This is a genomic window from Paenibacillus sp. J5C2022 (assembly GCF_025567625.1).
GTDB lineage: Bacteria > Bacillota > Bacilli > Paenibacillales > Paenibacillaceae > Pristimantibacillus.
The window spans coordinates 46,241-70,692 of record NZ_JAOQJC010000017.1; the positions used below are offsets into that span (position 1 = coordinate 46,241).

Below are 24,452 nucleotides of genomic sequence, written 5' to 3' on the forward strand. Positions count from 1 at the left end.
TGCCATGTCTGAAGAGATAAAGCTTGACTTCAGCTTCAATGCTTCCAAATCTACGATTCGAAAATTGAATCAGATTATAACCAGAATTGAAGAAAATCCCGCTTTAAAAAACATTAATGTTGGAACAAGTCTCGACTCCGACAGTCAACAATTGTTCAACCTGTTCAACAAGGAAATTGAGAAATCCGGCACTGAGATGCAGAAAGCTGGCGCAAAGACAGCCTTCCTGGATACAAAATTCGGGAAGCTGCTTAACACTGTATCTACTGTATTTGGTTCAAAAATATTGGCACTTCCCCAGCTCTTGTTCAGTGCCACGACGGCTACGATTCTCGAAGTTGACAAGCAATTCAATCAATTGAAACAAACGATGAGTGCAGACACCGACTTCAAACGAATGCTGGAAGGAAGTATTGAACTCTCAAAGGAACTTGGGCGTTCCTTGGCCGATGTGAATAAATCAATCATCGAGGTCGCAAAAAAAGGTTATAACGGCGAGCAAACGCTGGAGCTGGCCCGAACGATGACGGTTACCCAAAATGTAACCGATATCGGCTCCGACCAATCGTATGCGACTATAACCACTGCCATGAACGCTTTCAATATACAAGCGTATCAGTCCATGAGCATCATTGACCAGTTGAATAGCCTGAATAACGCATTCGGTGTGTCGAACAACGAATTGGCCGCCTCACTTCAGCAAACGGCGAATGCTGCCGCCTCAATTGGCGTCAGTATGGCTGAACTGTTGGGAGACAGCACTGCGCTAATGCAAGTTACGCGAGAGTCTGGAGCTGTAACTTCGAATGCCCTGCAAACCATCTATGCCAATCTGACTTCATCGCAGCCCGCAATCGAAGCTTTGTCGGGAATCGGCATTTCTATTGAAGGCGCCAACGGACAGTTAAAGTCGGCGACACAGCTATTGGATGAAGCAGCGCTGTCTTGGAGGTCGCTTACGAAGCAAGAGCAGCTTCACAACGCCCAGTCCATTGCTGGCGAGAAGCATGCCGCCCGCTTCATGGCGCTTATGGACAACCGCCATTCTGCGCATGAAGCTACTACTGTTGCACTGCATTCCGAAGGATCGGCCATGCAGGACAACGCTGCCTATATGGAATCTTATGAAGCAAGAGTCAACCGACTTCGGGCGGCTTGGCAGCAATTCAGCCTTTCCGTGGGGAATGCAGTAGTTAACGATGCACTTACTGGTCTCCTTCAAATCGGCACTTCGTTAATCACCGTATTGAATAGTGTGATTAACAAAGTAGGCTTCCTCCCTGTTCTGTTCGGGGCAACCGGTATTGCGGTCTACGCCCTTAACGGTAAGGTGAAGGAGTTGGCCAACAACTTTGCCAATAAGACAATTGCGTTAATTAAAATGCCTGCTATATTAAAGTCGGTAAACACGAGCTCAAAAGCTCTGGCTTTCACCTTCAGAGTACTAGGCACTTCAATTCGAACGCTTCTGGCTGCATCCGGGGTAGGTCTTATATTGACGGCGGTCGGATTCGCAGCCGAATTTCTGTTCAACAAGATCTCCAAGACGAAAGAAGCGATCGATGATACCTCGGATTCACTGGAGGCATTGAAGACGAAATCAACGGAAGCCGGTCGCTTAGAGGAACTATCTACGCAGTATAATGATCTGGCCAATAAGCCGTCATTATCTGCAGAAGACAAAATGAGCCTGTCCAATATCGAGCAGGAGCTTGAACAAAACTATCAGCTGTCGCTTAGCCCATTGGACGAAGAAAGAACGGCACTAGCACTCAATAATGATCTTATTGAGCAAAAACTCGGCTTGCTGCGAGAAGAAATTGCCTTGAAGCGCGAAGAAGCCTCCCTTGCCTTCCGTAGCAACGAATCGCAAATTAGAGAAGATATCTCTTCGCAAAAACAGGCAGCCGAAGAAGCAAGAGAAAAGCTGCAGAATAGAAAGAATGTCTACGATGAGTTCAGACGTCGCCGGGATGCCGGCGAGACCATTACGAATTCCGATGAGTTTTTCTTCCATAAAGAATTGAACTTCATGGAGCTGAATTCTCAGAACGACTATCACGCCAATGATATTGAGGACCTCGGCGAGATATTGGCGAAAGAAATTGCCGATGCCGAGAGGAAAGTTAGCGAGGCCAATGAAAGCTATAGCCAGTCCATTCAAAAAGCGACGAGCGGCTTGCAAGGCGAATTCAGAAATTACCTGGATATGCTGGAAATTAGCGGTGAGGAGCTTAAGCCTGCAACTAGGGTCGTATTCGACGCCCTGGCCGGGCTTGATGCCGAATTCGGACTCAATCTGGACACGAACGATCTGGACAGCTTCTTTCAACAGCTGAATGCAATCGACGTCACCTCCATTGAACAAATCGAAGAATTATTCAAAGAGAGGTTCCCTGAATCCTCTCAGCAATTCAGCAAGGCTTTAAAGCAAATCGAAACCGATCTTGCCAGAATGAACTTTTCCAAAAGCAACCGCGCTATTGAGAATGGTGCGGATCAAGTATCGGACTCTCTCACCGCTCAACAGGAGAAATTCAGATCCACATCCAATGAAGTGAAGCAATTCAATCAGCTGCTTCATGATATGAATAATGAGCAATATCTAAATTCGGAAGCGGCGCTCGACCTGATCTTAAAGTACCCCGAGCTGGCTTCAAACATTGAGCAGACGAGTAAAGGCTGGAAGCTGTCCACTACGGCATTGGAGAACTTAAGAAAAACAAAAGTACTGGAAGCGCAAAGCGCGGTAACTGCTCAAATCCAGTCCACAAAAGCTACGCTGAATAATACGCTTAGCCGAGTTAATGCATACGGGCTCGAACTGGATGCGATCAAAAACTTGAAGTCAGCTCACGAAGAAGTCGGGAAGCTTGGTTTTATTAGGCAATATGGCGAAGATGCTTTTGAGACAATCACATTCGACGACGAGAACAATCGGATTTACACTGGAACAGGAAAAAAAGGTTTTACCGAATGGAAAGATGAACAACAATACAATCGGATTAAACAAGACTTCATGGAACAAAAAAGTTCTCGTGATTCCATTATCAAATTAGGTGAACTTCAAGAACAACAAGAAGTATACGAGAAATTGCTCAACGATCCAAACTATGGAGTACCAACGCGAGATGGCGGTTCATCTTCTGGCCCTAAAGATGAGCCCAGAAAAAAGGATTCGTTGGACGCCTATATTAATGGCATCAACACCGAAGCCGAGAAAGTACGAAAAGCTAATGAAGAGCTTGAAAGCAGCATGTCGGAGGACGATCCCTATTCGGTTCGAATTGACAATACGAGCAAGCTGCTGGAAGGCAAGCATAAGGAAATCGATGAGCTGAAGAAAGCGAATAGCATATTTCTTGACGAGATGGCCAATCTTCAAGCTGGACAGAAATCCGAAAACCTCTCCGATTGGTTCGACAGCAATGGTGAAGCGACAGAATACTATATCAATCTATTCAATTCCTTATCGACAGGCAAGGCACAGGATCAACTAGAAAAACTATTCAACAAATATAAGGCCTATCGTGAGGTCCTTGAAGACAATGAATCGCGAATAGCTTCGCTGACATCCAATAACAAGTCTCTGCTCCAATCGCTAGACGATCTGAAGCTTGCCTATACGGAAAATTACTTGGAGCAACGTACGAAAGCACTCGAAGAATACGACAACAAGATGAAGAAGTCCCAGCAAATTCAATCCACTTATGAAGAGCATACGACATTATGGAATAAAGAAGCAAAAAAACAGCTAAATATCCTGTATGAAAAAAAACATGCCCTTAATCGTGAGAACGATTCGATACGTAAAAAACTGAAGCAAAACGAGAAGGCGCAACAATCGGAGAGACTGACAGCTGAGCAAATCGCCGCTTTGAACGCGCAATTGAAAGCCAATTCCGATGCTTGGTACGATACTGTCAACGCTATTCAGTCCACGATGGAAGCTTTAGAAGATTACCGAAAGAGCCAGGTCGATCAGATTATCGGCAAATATAAGGACATGCTCAAGCAGCAAAAAGATCTGGAGCTTAAGGCCATCGACGAACGAATTAAAAATGAAGATGAGCTGCATGAAAAAATTATGGACAACTATGGTGAGCAGCTTGATCAAATCAAAAAAACGATCGATGCTCAGAAGCATGCTCTGGATCGAAAATACGCCGAAGAAGATCATGAACGGGATATGGACAAGCTGCTTCAGGAGGAATCTGTCATCCAGCAAAAGCTCCATACGATCCGATTGGACGATTCCTATGAAGGCAAAGCGCGGAGGAATGAACTGGATCAAGAGCTGGCTGACATTAGGAAGCAAATACAAGAAAAACAGCTGGAGCGCGGACGTGAGCTGGAAAAAGAGGCGCTTGACGACCGTATGCAGGATGCCGAGAAGCACTACGGCGAATTAGAGGATATCGAAAATAAACGACATGAGAAGGAACGACAGAATCTCGCATTAGACAAAGAACTGAGACAGCAGCATTGGGACTCTATTCTTGAGAATGAACAGTACTTCAGTGAGCTTAAATCGCAGCTTCTAAGCAATGATGTCGCAATCGTACAGACTGCTCTTGGACAGATGAAAGAGGAGTATCAAACCTTCTTCTCTTACCTGCGAACAAACGCTGAATCCTTGGGAAGCATGTTCGATACGTTATTTACGAATCTTAAACCGGACTATAGCCAATTGGAGGAATTTCCGATAACTTCTCTGGCAGACGAATTCAACGCCATGCTGCAGAAGGACTGGGAAGAGTACTTACACAATAAATTCAAGGCAGAATCCATTAAAGACCCAAAAAATGAGCAATTTCAACAATTGCATGCAAGGAATACGGAATTGAGGGACAAGTGGGGGTTCAAGGACGGAAGCTATAATGAACTAAAAAACATTCAAATCGTTTACAATCCTTCATTAAAACAAACGAAGGAGACTGTAAATTGGAAGTCAGAAATGCAATCGTTTGTCCCCTCAGTCATGCAATCTGCCAAAAATGACTTGTTAGAGAATACACCTTCTAAAGGAATCAGCAATCTGGCAATCCAGACATTTAATGGAATCACCCAACTCTTTGAGAAAACGCCCCCTCCCTCAAGCTCGACCGGTACGCTCATAGAGAACATTGCAGTATCTCTTCAAGGTAATGTACTGGACGGTGCCGACTTTGCAGAGAAATTCATGGGCGGATTAACACGAAAAGGGATACGAATCGGCCGCTAGCAGTGGAGTTTATAACCACTCTAACAATTATTTGGAGGTGATAACAGTGCCTATTCACGATTCGTTGTATTTTACATACAACCATAAACGATCCAAAGATTTGCGTATGCTTCAAATTTCACTGGATGGGGGTATGCAGGAAGAGTACTTTGCAGCTTCTCAATCGATTGTGGAAGATAGAGCGCGCGGCCGACAGAAGCCCTACTTTCAAAGACTGGAGAAATCTCCGCTTGAACTTGCAGTCCAAATCGCGTTCCAGGAGGAATGGACGGACGGTGATCTGAGAGCTTTGCGCAGATGGCTCACGGAACCGCATTATTATGCGCCTCTCATCTTCTCTAGCGATCCTGAGAAAATCTACTATGCACTCTACGTCGATGAACCGCGATTGATTCACAATGCACGGAACGAGGGATACATCACACTTCGGTTTCGGTGTAATGACGGCTATGCCTATTCCCCGCTCATGATGTCTGAGCAATACGATTGGGAAGACAATCCGACCCACATTGGACTCATGCAATTTACGGCCGGAATCCATATCGGGACAGTAACGAATGAATGGCAACAACTGACTCTCGCTGCCGAACGCCGCAGATGGTCTGATCTCCCCCCTGATTCTAGTTGGGAAAATCTATGAAAGGAGCATGTACCATGACTCTAACAACACTTGTATTGAACTTGAAAAAACCTGAAATTACTGATCATATTCATCAAACAGTCATCGATCTTCATGACAACTTCCAAAAGCTCGATGACGCAGCAGAAGTTTATATTGATGCCACTCCCACATCCGGCAGCTGGACCAAAAATAAAAAGCTGTATTATACACAGCCGCAAAATGGAGGTTACGTTGGCATTATTAATCTCCGTGAAGGCAAAGCGGCTCCCCGATGGGGTTCCATAACTCCGTATGCTATTGGCGATGAGGTTATTCCTGCTGAAGATAATGGTCATTATTATTCATGCATCCAATCGGGCTACAGTTCACCATTCGAGCCGGTATGGTCAACTTCCGATTCGTCCGTAACTGAAGATACGTTCAACAAGGAAGTTTGGCAGCCCTCGAAATCATATAGTTTGCATGACATTGTCTTATCCTCCATTACCAATGACCGCTTCTATGTATGCATAACACCAGGAACCTCGGGGGTCAATGAACCTCAATGGGCCACCTCCAATGGTGTATCCACGACTGACAATGAAGTCGTATGGATGACCTATCGCATTGTGAAATGGCAGGAAGTGGGAAGCGCTGCACACTTCAGACCATTCGGCAAGATAGAGTAGGTGTTCTTATGACGACATGGCTGCAATTATCCGGTTTGCAAGGCTATTATGAATCTGAAGCTGTTACCTTGTCCAATCAGGGCGATGGCGTGTGGTCAGTTCTGGAATGGGACGCCGATCTCCCCCTACCCGAATCCCTCGTCATTGCCACATCACTGTCCTTCAACAACGGTTTCGATTGGACGGACTGGCGGGAAGCCGTTAATGGCGGAAGCATTCCCGATCTGGAACCTACAAAGCTATTCGACCAGGTCATGTTCAAGTTCAGAGCTTATCTCACGGCGTCGGGGCCGGAGAATGTCCCCGTTATGACACAGTTGAGCCTGAGCGTTGAGCCTGTTGTCATCCTGGACAACAAAGGCGATGCCGAGTGCCGACCCGAGATATGGTTAACAAAAAAAGGAACCGGTGATTTTGAGCTGCGAAATACAAGCAATGGGGATGAATCGTTCCGCTTCACGGAAATATTGGATGGCGAGAAGCTCTATGTCCATAATGAACGGGAATATATCGAATCGGATTTGCCCGCAGTCTACCGTTACAACAACTTTAATGACAATTACCTTCGTCTACCTGTCGGAAACAATATTTTTCGAGTAACGGGAAGTGCGTCATTCCAGTTCCGTTACAGCTTCAAATTGATATAGAAAGGAGGATTGCTATGTGTGGAGACGTTGACCTTCATGCCAAGCCTATTACACCGAAGCTATACTTGGCCAGACCCAATCGCGAAATTATTGCCAAGCTGTCGGAAGCGTATCAGATCCAGCGCCAAATCTCTCTCAGTGAGCTATACTCCCTCTCCTTCACCATTCCGTTCAAGCTGGAAGAAAATCATGAACTAGTCCGGAATCGGAACGCATCACTATTAAAGGAAAGATATCAAATAAAGGTGGAAATCGGCTCCAATACAGAATGGTACATCATTACCAAGGTTCGGGATGCCATGAGCGACCGTGGCGATACGAAATTCGTCGAATGCGTATATTTGTCACAAGAGTTGAATGATAAGCTGATTGGCGGCTACACTGCAGAGTCCAAGAATGCGCGACAAGTATTAGAAGATGTGCTTGGGCTGACCGCTTCATGGTCGATTGGTTATATGGACCCCGACTTCGAATTGTCCTATCGTTCATGGGAGTTCTCCAACAATACGTTGCTTGATGCTGTCTACCAGATCATGACACGTTACAATGCCATCGCAGAATGGGATTCGGTCAATAGGCAATTGAACATGATCAAACCCGAACTGCATGGTGTGAACCGACTCGGAACGCTCTCACACCATCGGTACATGAAATCCATTGACAAGGAATCGAACGCTGAGATAGTCGTGACAAGACTCAGACCGGTTGGCAAAGACGGGATGGGCATTCAGAGGCACAATGTAAACGGAAGCCCTTATCTTGAAGACTTCTCATACTGGTTGTACCCATTCCAGCGTGACGACCAAGGCCATACACTCGTTCATAGCCAGTTCATGAGCGAAGCATTATGCCATGCCCTGCTGGATTACCAAGCGCTTCAGCACGAGCATGAAGGACAATTCAAGCAATACGTAGAGCAATTGGATCAGTTATCGACCACATTGTCCGAACAGAAAACGGATGTCGAAGCCCTTAGAAATGAGTTGGCTGCTATTACACAGCTACAGCTTGCTCAACAATATGACGAGGTCATGTTCTTTCATCGTTCCACCTACAATGGCGGCGGAGAATCGTTCGCATTCGATATAAATGACGCCCTTTATTATGCCGTTCTGGTGAAAATGGACGACCCTTCCGGAAAGACCTTGACGATTAATGGTCTCCCCTCTCCCCTCTCTGAAGAACAGTGGGTCATGGCAGGCAAGTTAAGCACAGGAACCAATCGTATTCAAATGTCATTATCCGGAGCCGGAGCTACTTCAGTTTTTATTCAAATTGCCAACATTAGTGATGAAGAGTTCCATTCTATGAATAACAGCGAAGCTATCATTAACCGTTATAACTATGAACATAAAGAAATGGAAATTGCTTCTGGAGAACTGCTCATACAGCAAACGGAAGCACAAATTGAGGCCATCAATACGAACATAGCGGCTATCCACGAGTTGCTTTCCGTATCGAATAACTTCACGCCCGAACAGCTCCGAGAGCTGGATCAGTTCATATTCGAACAGAAATTCGAAGACGACACCCTTATTGACGAGATGGATTTGCTGGAAGAGGCCAAGAAACGATTAAAGGAGTATCAGGTCCCCCAGCTTGCACTAAAGGTAGATATCGTCAACTTCCTGGAATGCCTGGAAGAGCAGGCCGTATGGGATAAATTACATTTGGGAGATCGTGTCACGATTCATTATGACGTCTTTCAATTAAAGGTCGAAGCTAAAATCGTTGCGATCGGCTTCGACTATGAGAGCTCTTCCATTGAGCTTACGATTGCGAGCTTCAAAGATCTGACTACGGCATACCGACAATTAGAAAACTATATCTATCAATCCAATAAAACGTCCGGGATCGTGAACGACGGCAAGAGCAAGTGGAATCAGGCCATTGTCGATACAAGTGAAATCAGCAAGCTGTTCGAGCGCTTCTGGGACAAGGTGACGAATCAAATTCATATGGCTGTCAATCAGACGGTCACGATTAATGACAAAGGCATAACAATAACCGACCATCACGATCCAGACCGCTTCCTGCGATTAACCAATGGCGCGATTGGCTTGACCCGTTCCGGCGGTCTTCGCTTCGAGACGGCAATATCAGCAGACGGAGTTATTGCGGAAATGGTGCTTGGCAAGCTTATACTGGGTCAGCGGGTGACGATTGGGGATGAAGACGGCATCTGGCTCACCGAAGGACCTAGAACGACCATTACCGACCGTTGTGGACGGGTTGCCATGCAATTAGGTCTCTATGATGAGTCTCCGGATCTATACGGCCTCGTCATTCATCGTTACGATCACACGACCAATTGCTCGACCGATCTCATCAATAAAATCGTAGCCAACTCGGAAGAAGGATTCAAAATTCAGCAATGGAATGGCGCTCAATTCGTCGACAAATTCTATGCGGATAGCAATGGACTGCTTTATGCGGAAGATATGACGACAAAACGATTGAAGATTATGAGCCATACGAACGAACTACTGCTGGACAGCTTCACCAAGTTTATGGATATCGGGAAATTCGAAGCGATCATCACGGATGGCAAGCTAACCTCTATTGAAAAGCTTCAGATTATGGGAGAACGATCCAGAATTCAGGCGGAATATGCCAAGTTGCTCCAACAAGCCAATACGTATAAAACAACAACTCGCGATACGTCCATACGTATTGACATAACCCCCTTCACAGCAGCCTATGAGCAACTGCTGGCCTATCTCGAACCGTTGCTTGCCGATATGGAAACGACATCGATAATCGATCGAAACGAATTCGTCGCGAAATTCGACCAGTATTATGACGAGACCGTCGGGATGGTCAACGCCATTAACAATTCCATCAAATATTCATCAGTTCAGTTCGGAGCATATTTCAACAACGTAATTATTGATTATGTCAATGGCATTGTTGCTACTAGGGACGATCATGCCTTCCGCTCCACCATGTCTGCTACAAAGGGCTTTTCAATCGAGAAGAATATGGGATCAGAGCAGAATCCGGATTGGAAGAATGTATTCTGGGCCGATACAGATGGCATTGTTCGGGCGAAAGGTATTGAAATCAAAGACTCCTTCGTGCTGGACTCCAAGATCGTGCTTGGCACTCATCCTAATATGATTACATTAGACCCCTATGGAGGAGGCTTCTATGCGGGTAGTCAGAATGGACAAGCGGCACCTGCTCATATCGCCATGGACGGTACGGCTTCCTTCCGGAAGCTGCTTGTAACGGACGGCAATGATGGCGTCATGCTGGATTCTGCTCAGCGAATATTGGATCTCAACAAATGGAACGTGCTCGGCGCCGGCCGCATTGAAGGAGATTCTATCGTCGTCAACACGGTTATATCCGGCATGGGGATTATCAGTAATCTCGCTGTGAATAAACTGATCACATTCGGCAAATCGGATACAATCGGAACAGTGTTGGATTACTTCCATGTCCAAGATAACAAGTTGTTCTTGAAAACAGGCGAGATTACTGGAAGACAGCAGATGGAAGTAAACGAGAATCTTCTCTACTGGACGGATGCCAGCAAAACCACTGCTACTACGGAAGTTACTGCTCACCCCGTCTGGGATTTAACCATAGATGACCGGGTGAAATTTCTGCTGGATCATAAAGGCTCCGGACCTGAAGCTTATCCTCGTACCGCATGGGGACAAGGAGACGGCGTCGTACAGGATTCAACGGTAGATGACGACATCAGGAATAACAAATCTTCCAGAGGATTTATCGAGAAACCTCGCGGCAGCTTCGACTTTCTCTACTATTCAAGCAACTACGCGAAAGAACGCAGTATGCGTCTCCGCAACGAAGGCATTGTATTAATAGCTGAAGACAGTGATACGGTAATCAACACAAAAAATATACAGTTCAATATGTCCGCTGCTGGCAGCTTGGTCATTCAACATGCTAGCGGCACTACACTAGAAATAACATCAAACGGGAAAATTGTCCTTCAGTCTGATAGCGGCATTGAATTCAACGCCCCGTCATACGTCTTTCAATAGACCCACCACTCCATTCAGGCGGGTTACTTGTGTAGTTGGAACTTTGTATAGGAGGTGATAGATATGGCGGGAGTTGCAGTGGATGGTTCATCGATCATAGAAGTCTCCCAACCTAATTATGTAACATATGATATTTACTATTATGAACCGCCGGGAGAAAATACGTCAGGAGGATGGTATTATGGTGGATCTGGTAGCACAAATGCAAAAATATCAGGATATGTAACAACCTCTTTACCCAAATTGAAAATACAAGGCAGTACCATTGCAAAAATTGGTGATAGCACATCCGAGACTTGGGTAGCCGACCCACCTGTTCCAAGCAGCAGTGCTTATATAACGTACACAAATATCCAACCAGCAACGTCGGGAAGCGGACAAGGAACTATTACTAGAGGGAGTGATAAAGGCTCTTTATCCAGCTCCGCAATTGCCCTTATCGGCTCCGAAGTAACCACCCATTTAGGCGTAAAGACAACCATCGCCGAAGGCAACACAAAAATGGACTTTACCAGTTAGGAGGTGATCAATTGCCAGATTTGCAAACGTATCTAGATTATCAGGACAAAAATATAATCATATGGCGTAAAGGGACCGCACAAGATCCATTCAAGCCAAAGGCGGACTCCCTCCCCATCATCAACGGAATCATGACACTGCTGGAAGTTCCATCCGAAAGTCATGGTGTACATATACCCGGATTTATAGAAGTACCCTTTGATAAATTCAAACGAAAAACCACACTTGCACAGCAAGAATTCGTCGTCGATTATTCATCAGGAATTGTACAATTCCACACCTCTCATGAAGCAAAATCCTTCATCGTCAGCTATATGGGTAAAGGTCATATCCTCTACCCCGCCTCCCGTATTTACGCCATGGTTCAGAGAAATCCGGACATCGTTATCACTCTTCAAGACTACATTGATGAACTGAAATCCCTGACCAACGACTTGGACTTAAAACTGATTGAAATGGATGAAGCGCTATTAAACGTAGGTCATGCTACTCAACAGGCCAATACAGCAACCGACAATGCAAATCTAGCTGCAGATAATGCGAATGTGGCTGCAGAGCAAGCTCAACATGCCGCTGATTCAACCGTTGTCATTAGAAAACCCCCTGTAGATTCATATGAAGATATTTCATCCACCTACCCTTCCCCAGAAAACGGATGGCAAACAACAATCAATACTACTGGTGATATTTATCGTTACAATGGTTTTTCTGGATTGTGGGAACTCGTCGGTAGTTATTTGGGTGGTTCAATACCATATGCCTCCGAAGATACAGATGGACTAATGCGACGAGAAGATTATCAGAAATTAGGTCACTTAACCGAGGAATTGTCAGATCGTGTAATCACTTTTCTTATCCCTTCATATCTAAGTGTCGGTGTGCAAGGAGTGCTTGCGAGATTCCCTTTCGATGGCATAATTGTTGAGATTAACGCAATATGCAGTACTACTGGCGTTCAAGACTTGGTTCTTGATATCGAAAAGTCCAGCGACGTTGTGAATTGGACTTCTATTCTTACGAATGATGTGAAGATCGCTGCTGGCAGTCTCTTTGACGATTCCACACATTTCATTTCAGATTCATCGGTTGTAGCAGGTGACATTTTCAGAATAAATATTGCACAAAATGGCGATGGCGCAAAAGATTTAACGGTAGAGGTTCGAATAAAACTAAACTAACTTTAAGGAGTTGCTTACAATGGCACAACCTATTATATCTTGGTATGATGCAACAGACAGTGAAATTACTGGTGTTTATGATTTTCAAACGATTGATGCAGGAACATCCTCAGTGAATCATGAGTTTACTATTTTCAACAATAGAAATGGTTCGGAGGATGTTTCTAAAATGGAAGACGTAGAAATCACTACTGTTGACATGAATGGTGGTGATGGAGATCAGGCCGGAAACATTGTTGAAGCTGTAAAGGACAAGTGGTTTTGGGTAAAAGTAGATACCCTCAACGAAGTTTCTTTCACCCAAATTGGTGGTAGCACTGCAAAAAAAGCATTGGGCACGTTAGGTTCAACCAAGAATCCAAATGCAGTCTCTGCTCCTACATGGGCAGTATCAACTGCGTATCTTGTGGGCGATTATGTAAAACCGACATCAGGAACTACTTATATTTATAAATGTGTCACCGCAGGAACTTCAGGCGGTTCAGAGCCTACTTGGCCTACGATTGATGGCGATCCCGTAACAGACGGTTCTGTAGAGTGGGAAACAATACTTGTTCAAAAACAACCGCAAGCACAAGAAATTCTTGGTTTAGCTAACGATGGGACAGAAACCAATAGCGGCGGTAACTTTGCAAAGGTAAGTATGTATGCTGATATTCCACTTTCTGCAAGCGCTGGTCGTAATAATTTCAAGATACGGGTTAGTTACAGATACGTTTAAAAGTAAAGCATACTATTTTATTTTAAGAGTGAAGACTATCTCGATGAGACTTCACTCTTTTTTATTTCCACAATACAATGGGGGCAGAGGATATGAATTTTCAATCACATAATGGCTATTCGCACGTAAAACAAGATTTTATTTGGCTTTCTGAACATATTGATGGAACGTTTTTGTGTGAATTTTCTGATGACGGTAAAATATCTAATTCTTTTTATGATATTGACACAGATAAGCTAATCCGATTCGGATTAATTGGTAGAGGGATGAAACTTTACCATGAGGTTAAGGGTGGAATGTTCAATTTAAATGGACAGCATATTATGATCTCATACATAGACGAAGAAAACAAAGAAGAATACTTTTTAACGGGTCACAACAATAGATATGATGACATCATTTCCTATAAAAATGCCTTTACAGATGGAGGAATAACCAAAAACGGTTCTGCTGTGTTTACTCACCCTAAGATAAGAAAATTCAACTTCGGCTACAAGAAAAAAATCGCAATGAACGACATCCTTTTTCATTTTCAACCGATTTTTTGTTTACCATATAATACTTCTGCCTATCTGGATATCAAATTAGTATCCAGCAAAGATATGGAAGGCAAGCTTCGTTTCTACAGAAGTGGTCATATTGTTGATGAAATCGAAGCGCCTCTTAAAGAAGGTTTTTCAGGAAATGTCCATTGGAATGTTAAGTGAGTGAGGTGATTTGAGATGGCTGACATAACGAATATAGGGATTCCAATAGATATATCCAAAGGTGTTTTTAATAACGTAGAATTACTCGATGGGAAAATCGTTTTATCTGTACAAGATGTATTTAATAGCAAATCTGTCTTTTATAATTCCGGATTTTGGGAGTCTGAAGCTATCGATTTGGTTGGAGCATATAAGGACTTTGATAAAATTGTTCTTAGTAAAGTACATCAGACAATTGACAGTATTGCGGTTTATTTCAGAACCTCCAATGATGGATTTAATTGGAGTTCATATGCAGAAGTTGGGACAGATGGTTCCATACCATCCCCTATTGGCAGGTATGTTCAAGTTAAAGTGTCTTTTACGGCTGGACTGACGAATGAAACTGTGACTGCTGTAGACTTCAATAGTGATGAGAAGGCTAACTTTCAACAGAATGATTTCATTGAGATGGATGGAAGTCTGAAATTAAAGAAAAACTACTCAGATAAAATGACAATCGATCAATCTTGGAACGAAGAAGGAAGTTTGCTGAGAAGGACGGTTAGGAAATCGGATTTCAAACGGATTGATTCGTTGAAAATTACATAGGGGTGATATTATTGGGGGTTCCTGCCACTACAGGAAAGCTTGCTACTTCGTTGAGCGGCATGAAAGTAGGAGATTACGTCGTCTGTCATTATCAAGCATCAAGCGGTATCGTTGGAACATTTAGCAATTTAGGGAGTGCTGTCGGAACAGAGATTCCAGTGAGCAGCACCAATGCGCCTAATGGCATATTTTACTATATTAAAGTTGATAAAGGTTTGTTGATTGCAGATAGAGTGATTCAGCATTCGATCAGTTGGGATACATTAAATTCTGGCAAGTATATTCAAGGAAAGTCACAAACATTTGGTTCTCTTATTGGCAAGATACGCTTATTAACAGGAGGAGTCGCGTATGCAGATGAAAATGGTAATATTTCAGTAACTGATTTAGGTTTTGGTGCATGGCCTACTAACAATGAGTGGGATAAATATATTGTTAGATTTCCTTCTAATTTAATGCAAAGTGGAAGTACATTGGATGATATATTTCATTCTTCTTCTGTAATTCAAACATGGACGCAGGATACTCCTAGCGTAAGTATATTCCCATCATCCAACAGAGTTAGAAGAGGATACAGGGATGACAATAGTTACAACGGAAATGGCGCAAGTAATACAAATGTAACATCATCAGGATTCCGTCCAGCATTCGAATATAAGGAGGTGTAATCATTGGCTCTCACACTTAATAATAGCTTGTTATCATTAAAGGTTGGAGATTATGTTTGGTGTAAATATACGGCTTCATCAGGAGCAGTAGGAGTTTTTTCTGACTTAGGAAGCAAAACCGATAGCGATGTAGCTGGTTTAGAAATACCTGTCGCTTCTAGCGCTACCCCTGATGGGTACTTTAGATATATTTGCGTTGATTTTGACTATTGTGATCGGGCAATGCTGATTGCTGATCGTAATATACAACATAGCATTAGTTGGGACACTTTAAACACCAGTGGTATCGCAAGCGGAAGTGGGCTTCCTGTTAGTTTTGAATCATATTCCGAAGGATTTAATTTTACTATTCGTCTGCTAACAGGAGGTGTCTCTTCTTCTGATACTGACAATGAGTGGGATAAATATATTGTTAGCTCTACGTTGAGCGAAACGATTGTAGCTGGGGACAATAATGTTTGGAATTGGAATCAAATCAACAGAACTTGGACTTCTACTACTGGCACTACTTCCTCATCAAATAGAGTATGTAGAGGAAATAATGCAGGAGGAATACACTATTACGGCAACATTGCAACCTCTGGAGCCACTAATGTTGGATTTCGCCCTGTTCTACTAATAGAAAACTTAGCAGTAAATAAATCGTTTATTTTAATTAATAGTGAGTATAAAAAATGGGATGAGGGAAATGAGTATATTCCCCCAATAGCAGGCGATAACTTAATCCCTATAATGACAAGTGACACCACTCCTAGTGGTATTGCAAGCGTAAGTTCAACATTCAGTTCAAGTTATTTAGCATGGCGACTTTTCGATAAAGATAATTCTTCCCATTGGCTCTCTAATTCAACATTAAACCAGTGGATGAAATATGAATTTCCATCAGCAGTCACAGCGCACTCATATAAACTTACTAGTAGTGCTACAACTGGCAGCCCAAACGATATGATAAGAGAATGGGTTCTCGAAGGAAGTAATGATGATTCTGTGTGGGGAGAATTGGATACTCGAAACAACCAGACTAATTGGGGGCTTCCTGAAACGAGAGAATACTCAATTGGCACTCCTTTATTGTATAAGTACTATCGCATTAGAATAATAACTAACAATGGTACGTCAACTTATCACCGAGTATCTGGATGGGAATTAATAGGTACTGAGACTCCGGCAACTCCCGAAACCCCACCTTCATGGCAAACAATATCTACCACACTACCTTCAGCCGAAACATTCAAAAATGAAGGTATGGAGGATTTGTCTATTATGGATAGAAAAGAAACTTCCATAGTACAGACAATGATAGATAACGGTGCTTTGGGAGCTGGGAAGGTGTTTAGTTCGACGGTTGATTTGAAAAAGTATTTTGATATTAGAAACATGAATATTAAATAAATGCACATGAAAGAGATGCTTTATGGAGTAAGGAAGGTGTAAAAAATGAATGAGATAACATGGTATGAGCCAAAAATGACATCAAATACTAGTCCAACACCTTATGTTGCAACGGGGAGTAGTGAAGCCAGTGATTCAAATGCAATTTGGGAGGTCTTTGCTAATGGGTTCGTATCAAGTGGTTCGTCTAGATGGCAAGCCAGTGATAATACGAGTCCACAATGGCTTCAAATTGATTTTAGTGAAAAAAGGTTAGTTAATCATGTATTGCTTTCTCCAAATATTACAAATTTAGACCGCAACCCAAAGAATTTTCAAATCTTAGGTTCAGACGATGAAGTTAATTTTACTGAGTTGAAAACATATATAAAAAGTGATGAATGGGTAGATTCCACTTATGACATTATAGATACAGTCAACTATTTTAATTTTCGTTTTTATAGAGTAGTCTTCTTGGAAAACCCAACCACTTATAATATGATAATGGGCAGAATTAAATTTGGATATACGGAACCAACGAATAAAATCTTGATTTCATCTAGTGAGAGTAGTTTTGAAAGTGTAGTACCTGCAATAAATGAAATTAGTCCTTTTGGTATGACAAATTATACAAAAGATGAAATAACAGTTTCATCAAAGTGGGAATCCTCCCCAGTGTATAACTTGTTTGATGGAGATACTACAACTGTTTATGCGACTGGTTCTAATACTAGGTACTATACTTGGATAATGATTGACTATGGAATTTCTACATACATTGACTCATATATAATTATTGGTAGAAGCTCTTCGTTAAATGATAATCCTAAAGAATGGAATCTCCTAGCTAGTAAATCTGGTCTTTTTGAAGGCGAAGAAATAATTCTTGACCAGCAAACAAATCAAGTGTCATGGACTGATTTACAAAGAAGAGAATTTTCAATCTCAAGCCCGCAAAATTACAGATACTATAAATTAGATGTATTGATGAATGTTAATGGTGAAGGAAGACCGCTTGTATTTAGCGGTTTAGAGATGAACGTTGTACATAATGGAATTTTAAAGGTAATACCTTCTTCTACTGAACAAAACTTTATAAATTATGGAATGGATAGTGTAAGCGAGAAGGCCTTTTCATCTAAAATAACACAAAGAACACTCATCGATCAATCTCCAACCGAATTAGGTAGCGGAAAAGTGTTTAAGCAAACCATTAACACAACCCAAACACCAATCAAAAAAGCATCAATTGAATAAACATTATTAACGAAATGATTGTTTTATACAGTTAGAAAGGAGAGTGGACTATGGCAGTTATAGGCGATGTATTAACATCACCTGAATCTGGGTGGGCAAGATATAATGATAATGATGTAAATATCAGCTATATTGATGGCAATAGCGAATGGAAATATGGTAATGATTCATCTGGCACAGCAGGATATTGGCAAAACGATATTCACACTTATACGGGTTCAACTTCAGACAAAGGCAGTATGAAGTTTAATTTTACAGGTACAAAAATCAGATTAATTTGCAGAGTGACGACAAGTTATGCCGCAGATAACAGTATTTCGATAGATGGAGTAGTAGAAAACTTCTCAACAAATAATAATCAAAATGTGTCTAGAGTTTTAGTTTACGAGAAGATTGGATTAGAAGACAAAGAGCATTATGTTGAAGTTAAAAATGGCGATGGTCAGATTGTACTCGATGCAATTGATATAGAAACAGAAAAGACGCTATATCCGTACAAGGTTATCAACAATAATAAAACGCTAATTTTTAAAAATGACGAGTATATTACTTATGTTAATGATAATTGGTCGCTTGTTAATACAAGCCTCCCTACTGAGACTCAATTTATTGATTCAGGCATAAACGATTTATCAATCATTCCTGAGTCTGCGTGGTCTCAACTAACAGGGGATATTGAGATTTGTTACTATTCCGACGATCCTAACAAAAACGAAGTGGCCTTCAATATCGAAACAGAGCCGTTCACATTATATGATGAGTTTGGTGATAGTATGGATATTCTATATTATACAGATGATCCCACAGTTACTGAACCAAAACTTGAAATCACGGCTAACTACTCTCCTATTGATGAGTTGGATGGAGATTTTGAGGTTGTTACATGGACAAATGGGCAACCTGAAGAAGTTAACGAGCCTGTTGAGAGTGTGTACAAAGAAGCCTCTGTTGATGGCGACCTTTATAGAACAACTATTGATTTAAGTAAAGGAACAAAGAGAGTCGAGGGTGTTTAATCGATTCTCTTTGTTCCTTTCGAACGATTTGCAATACAATGCAAAGGAGATGATATTATGGCAATAGTCGGGCAACAGTTACTAGAACCAGAAGAGGGTTGGAGACGATATGACGACAGAGATTCGTTATTAAGGTATTTTGGCACTTGGAAAACTATTACAGGCTCCACACATTATAATTCAACACTGCTTTATGCAGACGGCTCCTCTGGTGATTTGAATTACATTTATTTCTCTTTTGAAGGGAAGGCACTTCGGGTTATAGGTTTGCAACAAAACACAGATAGCACTTTGGTTGATAATAATATAGTAATAGAAATAAATGGGAGTATATTTTCATTTACTGCATTGCGGGGAAATTATGTTGTATCGCAATGTTTATTATTCGAAACTGATATTTTACCATATGGAGTTCACTCGGTAAAAATATACCCAAAAACGATTGGAAAACGCTTCTTTATTGATGCAATAGATATCTATGGGGATATAAACAAAAAATTTATTTTTTCTCCGATAGGATATCAAAAATGGGACTCAGCATGGCAAACAATATCCACTTCAGCACCAACAAAACAAGACTTTGAGACGTATGGCATGGATGATGTTTCAATTATCCCCGAATCCGCATGGGTAGAATTAGCACAATCCTCACCCACTGTCGAGATAGTTTCATATGTCCCTACTGGCAATAACCCTACATCGTTTCAGAGTATTTACACTGAATTAGTAAGAAATGTTGAAATGAATGCTTTGCCATTAGGACAAACAGTAATACCCGTTTCTGATATTAAAACATATGGATTGCAATCCATTACAGCGAACATTGTTGAAAACTCTCAATTACAAAAAGGTATTATTCGATTCACACTATCCTTCGATGAAGGTTCTACATGGAAATCCCATAATGGTACAGATTGGATTCCTATTAATATCAATGATAAGAACGATTTTTTAACGAATGGACTAACAAAAGAAAGTATTAATTCACTTGCTGCTTCAGATTTTGGTTCACAAGTGAATAACGGTAACATTAGAGTCGCTTACTATCTCGAGGAGCACATTAGAGACACAGACATTGCACAAGTTGAATCGCTTCAAACAGACAATCTAACACCAACAGAAACAACAGAGATAAGCGATATGGCACTTTATATTCTAAATACAGAGTCGACAATTAATGTCACCTTTGAAGGTAATACAGTTCAAGGTCAAATAACAGACGAGGATGCAGGTCGAGTTCAATACAGAGTGATTCTAAATGGCGCTCCTTATTACCCGAATGACGGTTCGTTTACACAACTACAGCCATCCCCAATCAATATTGAATTCAAGTTAAGAAACAATGAAATTGTCGTGGGTCAGAACAACACCTTACGAATTGAGTTTAAGGACTACTGGGGAAACACAGACTACTGGGAAGCAAATTTCATTGGAACATACGCCGGAATAATGTTTTCTGATCCTAGTGGCGACTATTATACAACCGATTTAGGTGAGCTTTTAAAATATCTTGACTTTGGGATTATGATTGCGGGTCAGACTTCATTGCAAAATGAGATTACCTTAACTAATAAATATGGATATACTGTGCAAAATCTTAATGTAAAAGCCTTGAATACAATGATAGGTAATGGCATTAAATTGGAACTTAGTAAGACAGATACACCTTTCGTAGCGGAAGATACGCTTACTTACGACCAACTGATCAATCATGAGGAGATGGTAAAATTCTATGTTCGATTAGGGACTCAAATTACTGCAACACCTGCTTCTGGAGCAGTCTTAGAGATTAGAGCGAATGCAGATGAGGCGTAATATCTCAATACAATGAGATGGGAAGTGTAATGTATGTTTGAAGATAATAACGATATTGCTGGGAAAATATCGATCTCTCCCAATAATCGCATGTATGTCAAATACACGGTTTATGGCATAAATGAAGATGATTTTTTTGCAACAATAAACACCTCCATATTAGATGACTCAGACAAAGAGTTTTCTATTGTAGTAAAAAGAGAAGAAACCGAAGAGTTATCATCTACTCTTGATGTGAAATATGGAGGGTACGATGATGTTTATGCAACGCTACAGCCTGTAGCAAGCAGTTACATGGATTGTATCATTGATGTTCGTCCACATAACTCAATGTTTGTGCTTGCAGAAATTCTTGAGCCGCCATTATTAGAAAAAGAACTAACATCGATTAAAGATGCAACTGCTAGAAGTGGTCTTGACTATCAAACCTTAAACTATGGTACAGAACCTTCAATGATGAGTGGATACAAAAGTGGAGAAGAATTTACTTCGTATATTGCTTTTGGTGATATAGATATCCCTCAATTTTCAATCATTGAAAATGCTACATTGAAGTTGCATTTCTCAGGAAACCTAAAAGAAGGACTATCTATAAAACTATATCATGTTGACAATGATTGGTCAGAGTATTCTATAACATATAGAAACAAGCCAAGTAAGACAAGTTTAGTTTCTGACAGTTATCTTGTTGATTATGATGATAGAAGCATTGCATTCGACTTTACAGATGAAGTAAAAGATATTTACTCTGGAAATAATAGTGGATATGGATATGCTATTGTTGTTGAACACGAGTTCTCTAATGATAACAATATATCCTTCTACACCAAAGAAAGTTCTGCCTTAACAAAACCTAAATTGGTCATAAGTTATTATGACACTAGGGTTTTCAGCGCTGGCAGAGGTCAGATTGATGCGACCATTTTTGTATATGGCGCTGATAGTAGCGACACTAATGCAACATTGAATGTGCATAGTGATTGGGGAAAAGAAGAACTTTCATCTACTTTATATGTCCATCGTTATGACACCCCAGTTTCAGAGGATATTACTACAGACATCATTGTCTCTAGACCAGTTTTAGATAGTTCATTAATTGTTGCTCGTAGGGAATATGATGAATTTTCATCTGTACTATCAGTAGCGGAAAGAAAAGTTCATCACCAAGATTCATTCATCTCCATCACAAGAGAAGAGATGCTCTCTGAATTATATGTAAAATATTCGAGCAGACTGAGTGCTTCCATTGAAGTCCAAAGATATGAGGTTGAAGAATTACCTTCCTTCATTTCGATTACGAGAGATAATCTCTATGGTTCAATTATTGTTAGGGAAAGAGAAAATTTAAATGCAGTTATCACCATACAAAGAAATCATGAGAATTTTATACCATCATGGATAACTGTAACAAGAGAAGAGTTGTCTTCTAGCATACTTGTTAGAGAGAGAGAGCATCTTGATTCAGTAATTACCGTACAAAAACATGTCTATGATTTTATTGAGTCAATATTGACTGCAACGAGAGACAAACTCTCCTCGACTATTTTAGTCAAAGAAAGAGCAAAACTTGTCGCAAAAATAGAAATTAGACAGTTGGATAGTGAAGTAATTGAATCTAAACTCACTAGTACTAGAGATGCATTAACTTCGTCGATGACGGTTAAAGAGCGCGAATATCTTTATGCAACAATTGAAATTAGAAGATCCGACGAGGATTCTTTGCAGTCTTATCTATCATCAACAAGAGAAAGTATCCACTCGACAATTGTGATCAGAGAAAGAGAATATCTCGATTCAACCATTTTTGTTTTTCAGGTGGGTAATAGTGAATTATCTTCTATTCTACATGTAACGAGAGACGAGATTCATGTAACGATTGATGTGATAACCCCTAGCTATCAGGACAGCACACTCGTTGCAAGTAAACCAGATGTAGGCGCAATTATATGGGCAAGAGTATATGGGCAAGATGAACTCGAATCTTTACTCGAAGTTAAAGCAAAAGATGCTGACGATCTAATGTGTTGGATTGCAGTTCATCGAGATTCCAATGGTGCTTATTATTTCATATTGTAACCTTAATTAAAGAGCGTCCTTAGCGGCGCTCTATTTATTTGTAAAGGAGTGAACTGACATGACATTTCTAACCGCTAAAGAATTTGGATTTTATAGCATTATTGCCGGTTCCATCGGACATTTGTTCGGTGGGTGGACTGGCTTACTAGAAATCTTCTTCTGTGCAATTATTATCGATTGGTTTACTGGTGTAGCTGCTTCATTGAAGGAAAAACAGGGATTGAGCAGTAAGGTGAATTTCTGGGGTGGATTCAAAAAGTTTCTTATGATCCTGACAGTTATTTTTGCGCATAGAATTGACTTAATGCTCGGACTTGATTGGGTAATGGCAGGCTGCATTTACTTCTGGTTAGTGAATGAGCTCATCTCGATCTCCGAGAACTATGCCCGTCTTGGCCTCCCCTTCCCTACTCCGTTACGCAGACTGCTTAGCATCTTGAAAGAAAGGCCTGAGCATAAAGGGAATATCTTAAATAAACAAAGCGGTAAATAATACATGCTAGACAGGAGAGCTTATATGAACTTTACTTATACCTGCGATCATATTCCCAACTTATCCCCCTTCCACCGCCGCCCCGCCCTTTCCATGTCACCAGTGACGATTACGATACACAATACCGGTAACCCCAGAAGCACGGCGAGGAATGAACGCAATTGGCTGTCCAATCCCGCGAACGACCGAACAGCGTCTTATCATATCGTTATCGACGATAAAGAAGCGATAGAATGCATCCCCCTTGATGAAGTCGCCTGGCATGCAGGAGACGGTACAGGAGCTTCGAGCGGCAATCGCACGAGCATTGCAATCGAATTGTGCGAAAGCGGCGATTATGCGAGAACGCTAGTGAACGCGGTCAAACTTGTTTCACAAATGCTTTACGAGCGAGGATGGCATGTAAACCGTCTGCGCAGACACTTTGATTGGTCCGGCAAGATCTGTCCTCGCCTGATGTACGGGAACGGGAATTGGGATGGTTGGCATGCATTCATGCGTAGTGTACAAGCCGAGCTAACTGCACTGAAGCAAGATGATCCGTCTCACCAGCCGCAACCGAACGAACAATGGGAGCCGGAGCTAGCCATACTGAGAAGAATGATCGAAGATCAAACTAAAATGATGGAGTCTCTCCACCAAAGTGTGAAAAAGCTGAATGAGCTGCATAAGATGGAAGTGCCCGATTGGGCAAAGGAAGCAGTTGAAGCAGCCTTGAGGGTGAAACTGATCGATTCGCCAACCGGTGGCTCGCATGACTTTTATCGACTAGTTACGATATTATGGCGACTGGGACTGGTATAAGCTTCGGGAAGGCAACACAGTTCGGACAACCATACAAAAATCGCCCTCATCCGAAGATG

Annotated in this window: 18 protein-coding genes; all 18 read left to right on the forward strand. The window is 41.7% G+C overall.

The features are described 5' to 3' along the window. The first annotated feature begins 4 nt into the window (after positions 1 to 4). Positions 5 to 5,224 carry a phage tail tape measure protein gene (locus M6D81_RS15265; protein WP_262677771.1) on the forward strand — a complete coding sequence of 1,740 codons (5,220 nt, stop codon included), beginning with the start codon at positions 5 to 7 and terminating at the stop codon, positions 5,222 to 5,224. Between the two features lie 46 nt (positions 5,225 to 5,270). Further along, positions 5,271 to 5,864 carry a distal tail protein Dit gene (locus tag M6D81_RS15270; RefSeq protein WP_262677772.1) on the forward strand — a complete coding sequence of 198 codons (594 nt, stop codon included), beginning with the start codon at positions 5,271 to 5,273 and terminating at the stop codon, positions 5,862 to 5,864. Positions 5,865 to 5,878: 14 nt separating this feature from the next. Continuing rightward, positions 5,879 to 6,514 carry a hypothetical protein gene (locus M6D81_RS15275; RefSeq protein WP_262677773.1) on the forward strand — a complete coding sequence of 212 codons (636 nt, stop codon included), beginning with the start codon at positions 5,879 to 5,881 and terminating at the stop codon, positions 6,512 to 6,514. Between the two features lie 8 nt (positions 6,515 to 6,522). Further along, positions 6,523 to 7,161 (forward strand): phage tail family protein, encoded by a 639-nt coding sequence (locus M6D81_RS15280; protein WP_262677774.1) that lies wholly within the window; start codon positions 6,523 to 6,525, stop codon positions 7,159 to 7,161. A gap of 14 nt (positions 7,162 to 7,175) precedes the next feature. Further along, entirely contained in the window at positions 7,176 to 11,177 is a 4,002-nt protein-coding gene (locus tag M6D81_RS15285; RefSeq protein ID WP_262677775.1) for a phage tail protein, read from the forward strand. Between the two features lie 63 nt (positions 11,178 to 11,240). Beyond that, positions 11,241 to 11,696 carry a hypothetical protein gene (locus M6D81_RS15290; RefSeq protein ID WP_262677776.1) on the forward strand — a complete coding sequence of 152 codons (456 nt, stop codon included), beginning with the start codon at positions 11,241 to 11,243 and terminating at the stop codon, positions 11,694 to 11,696. Positions 11,697 to 11,707: 11 nt separating this feature from the next. Further along, positions 11,708 to 12,874, forward strand: coding sequence for a hypothetical protein (locus M6D81_RS15295; RefSeq protein WP_262677777.1), 1,167 nt, complete (start codon positions 11,708 to 11,710; stop codon positions 12,872 to 12,874). A 19-nt stretch (positions 12,875 to 12,893) separates the two neighbouring features. Then, on the forward strand, positions 12,894 to 13,595 hold the full coding sequence (locus M6D81_RS15300) for a hypothetical protein (protein ID WP_262677778.1): 702 nt from the start codon (positions 12,894 to 12,896) through the stop codon (positions 13,593 to 13,595). Between the two features lie 92 nt (positions 13,596 to 13,687). Then, complete coding sequence (locus M6D81_RS15305) at positions 13,688 to 14,302, forward strand: hypothetical protein (RefSeq protein WP_262677779.1); 615 nt, start codon at positions 13,688 to 13,690, stop codon at positions 14,300 to 14,302. A gap of 15 nt (positions 14,303 to 14,317) precedes the next feature. Continuing rightward, a complete protein-coding gene (locus M6D81_RS15310) occupies positions 14,318 to 14,893 on the forward strand; it encodes a hypothetical protein (protein ID WP_262677780.1) in 576 nt (191 codons plus the stop codon). Between the two features lie 11 nt (positions 14,894 to 14,904). After that, positions 14,905 to 15,561 carry a hypothetical protein gene (locus M6D81_RS15315; protein WP_262677781.1) on the forward strand — a complete coding sequence of 219 codons (657 nt, stop codon included), beginning with the start codon at positions 14,905 to 14,907 and terminating at the stop codon, positions 15,559 to 15,561. Between the two features lie 3 nt (positions 15,562 to 15,564). After that, complete coding sequence (locus M6D81_RS15320; RefSeq protein WP_262677782.1) at positions 15,565 to 16,953, forward strand: discoidin domain-containing protein; 1,389 nt, start codon at positions 15,565 to 15,567, stop codon at positions 16,951 to 16,953. Between the two features lie 45 nt (positions 16,954 to 16,998). Further along, positions 16,999 to 18,189 carry a discoidin domain-containing protein gene (locus tag M6D81_RS15325; RefSeq protein ID WP_262677783.1) on the forward strand — a complete coding sequence of 397 codons (1,191 nt, stop codon included), beginning with the start codon at positions 16,999 to 17,001 and terminating at the stop codon, positions 18,187 to 18,189. Between the two features lie 50 nt (positions 18,190 to 18,239). Next, positions 18,240 to 19,205: a hypothetical protein gene (locus M6D81_RS15330; RefSeq protein ID WP_262677784.1), complete on the forward strand. Its 966-nt coding sequence runs from the start codon at positions 18,240 to 18,242 to the stop codon at positions 19,203 to 19,205. Positions 19,206 to 19,262: 57 nt separating this feature from the next. Further along, positions 19,263 to 21,020, forward strand: coding sequence for a hypothetical protein (locus M6D81_RS15335; protein WP_262677785.1), 1,758 nt, complete (start codon positions 19,263 to 19,265; stop codon positions 21,018 to 21,020). Positions 21,021 to 21,053: 33 nt separating this feature from the next. Continuing rightward, complete coding sequence (locus tag M6D81_RS15340) at positions 21,054 to 23,096, forward strand: DNRLRE domain-containing protein (RefSeq protein ID WP_262677786.1); 2,043 nt, start codon at positions 21,054 to 21,056, stop codon at positions 23,094 to 23,096. Positions 23,097 to 23,154: 58 nt separating this feature from the next. Continuing rightward, positions 23,155 to 23,589 (forward strand): phage holin family protein, encoded by a 435-nt coding sequence (locus M6D81_RS15345; protein WP_262677787.1) that lies wholly within the window; start codon positions 23,155 to 23,157, stop codon positions 23,587 to 23,589. Positions 23,590 to 23,613: 24 nt separating this feature from the next. Next, on the forward strand, positions 23,614 to 24,393 hold the full coding sequence (locus M6D81_RS15350; RefSeq protein WP_262677788.1) for a peptidoglycan recognition protein family protein: 780 nt from the start codon (positions 23,614 to 23,616) through the stop codon (positions 24,391 to 24,393). The last annotated feature ends 59 nt before the right edge of the window (positions 24,394 to 24,452 follow it).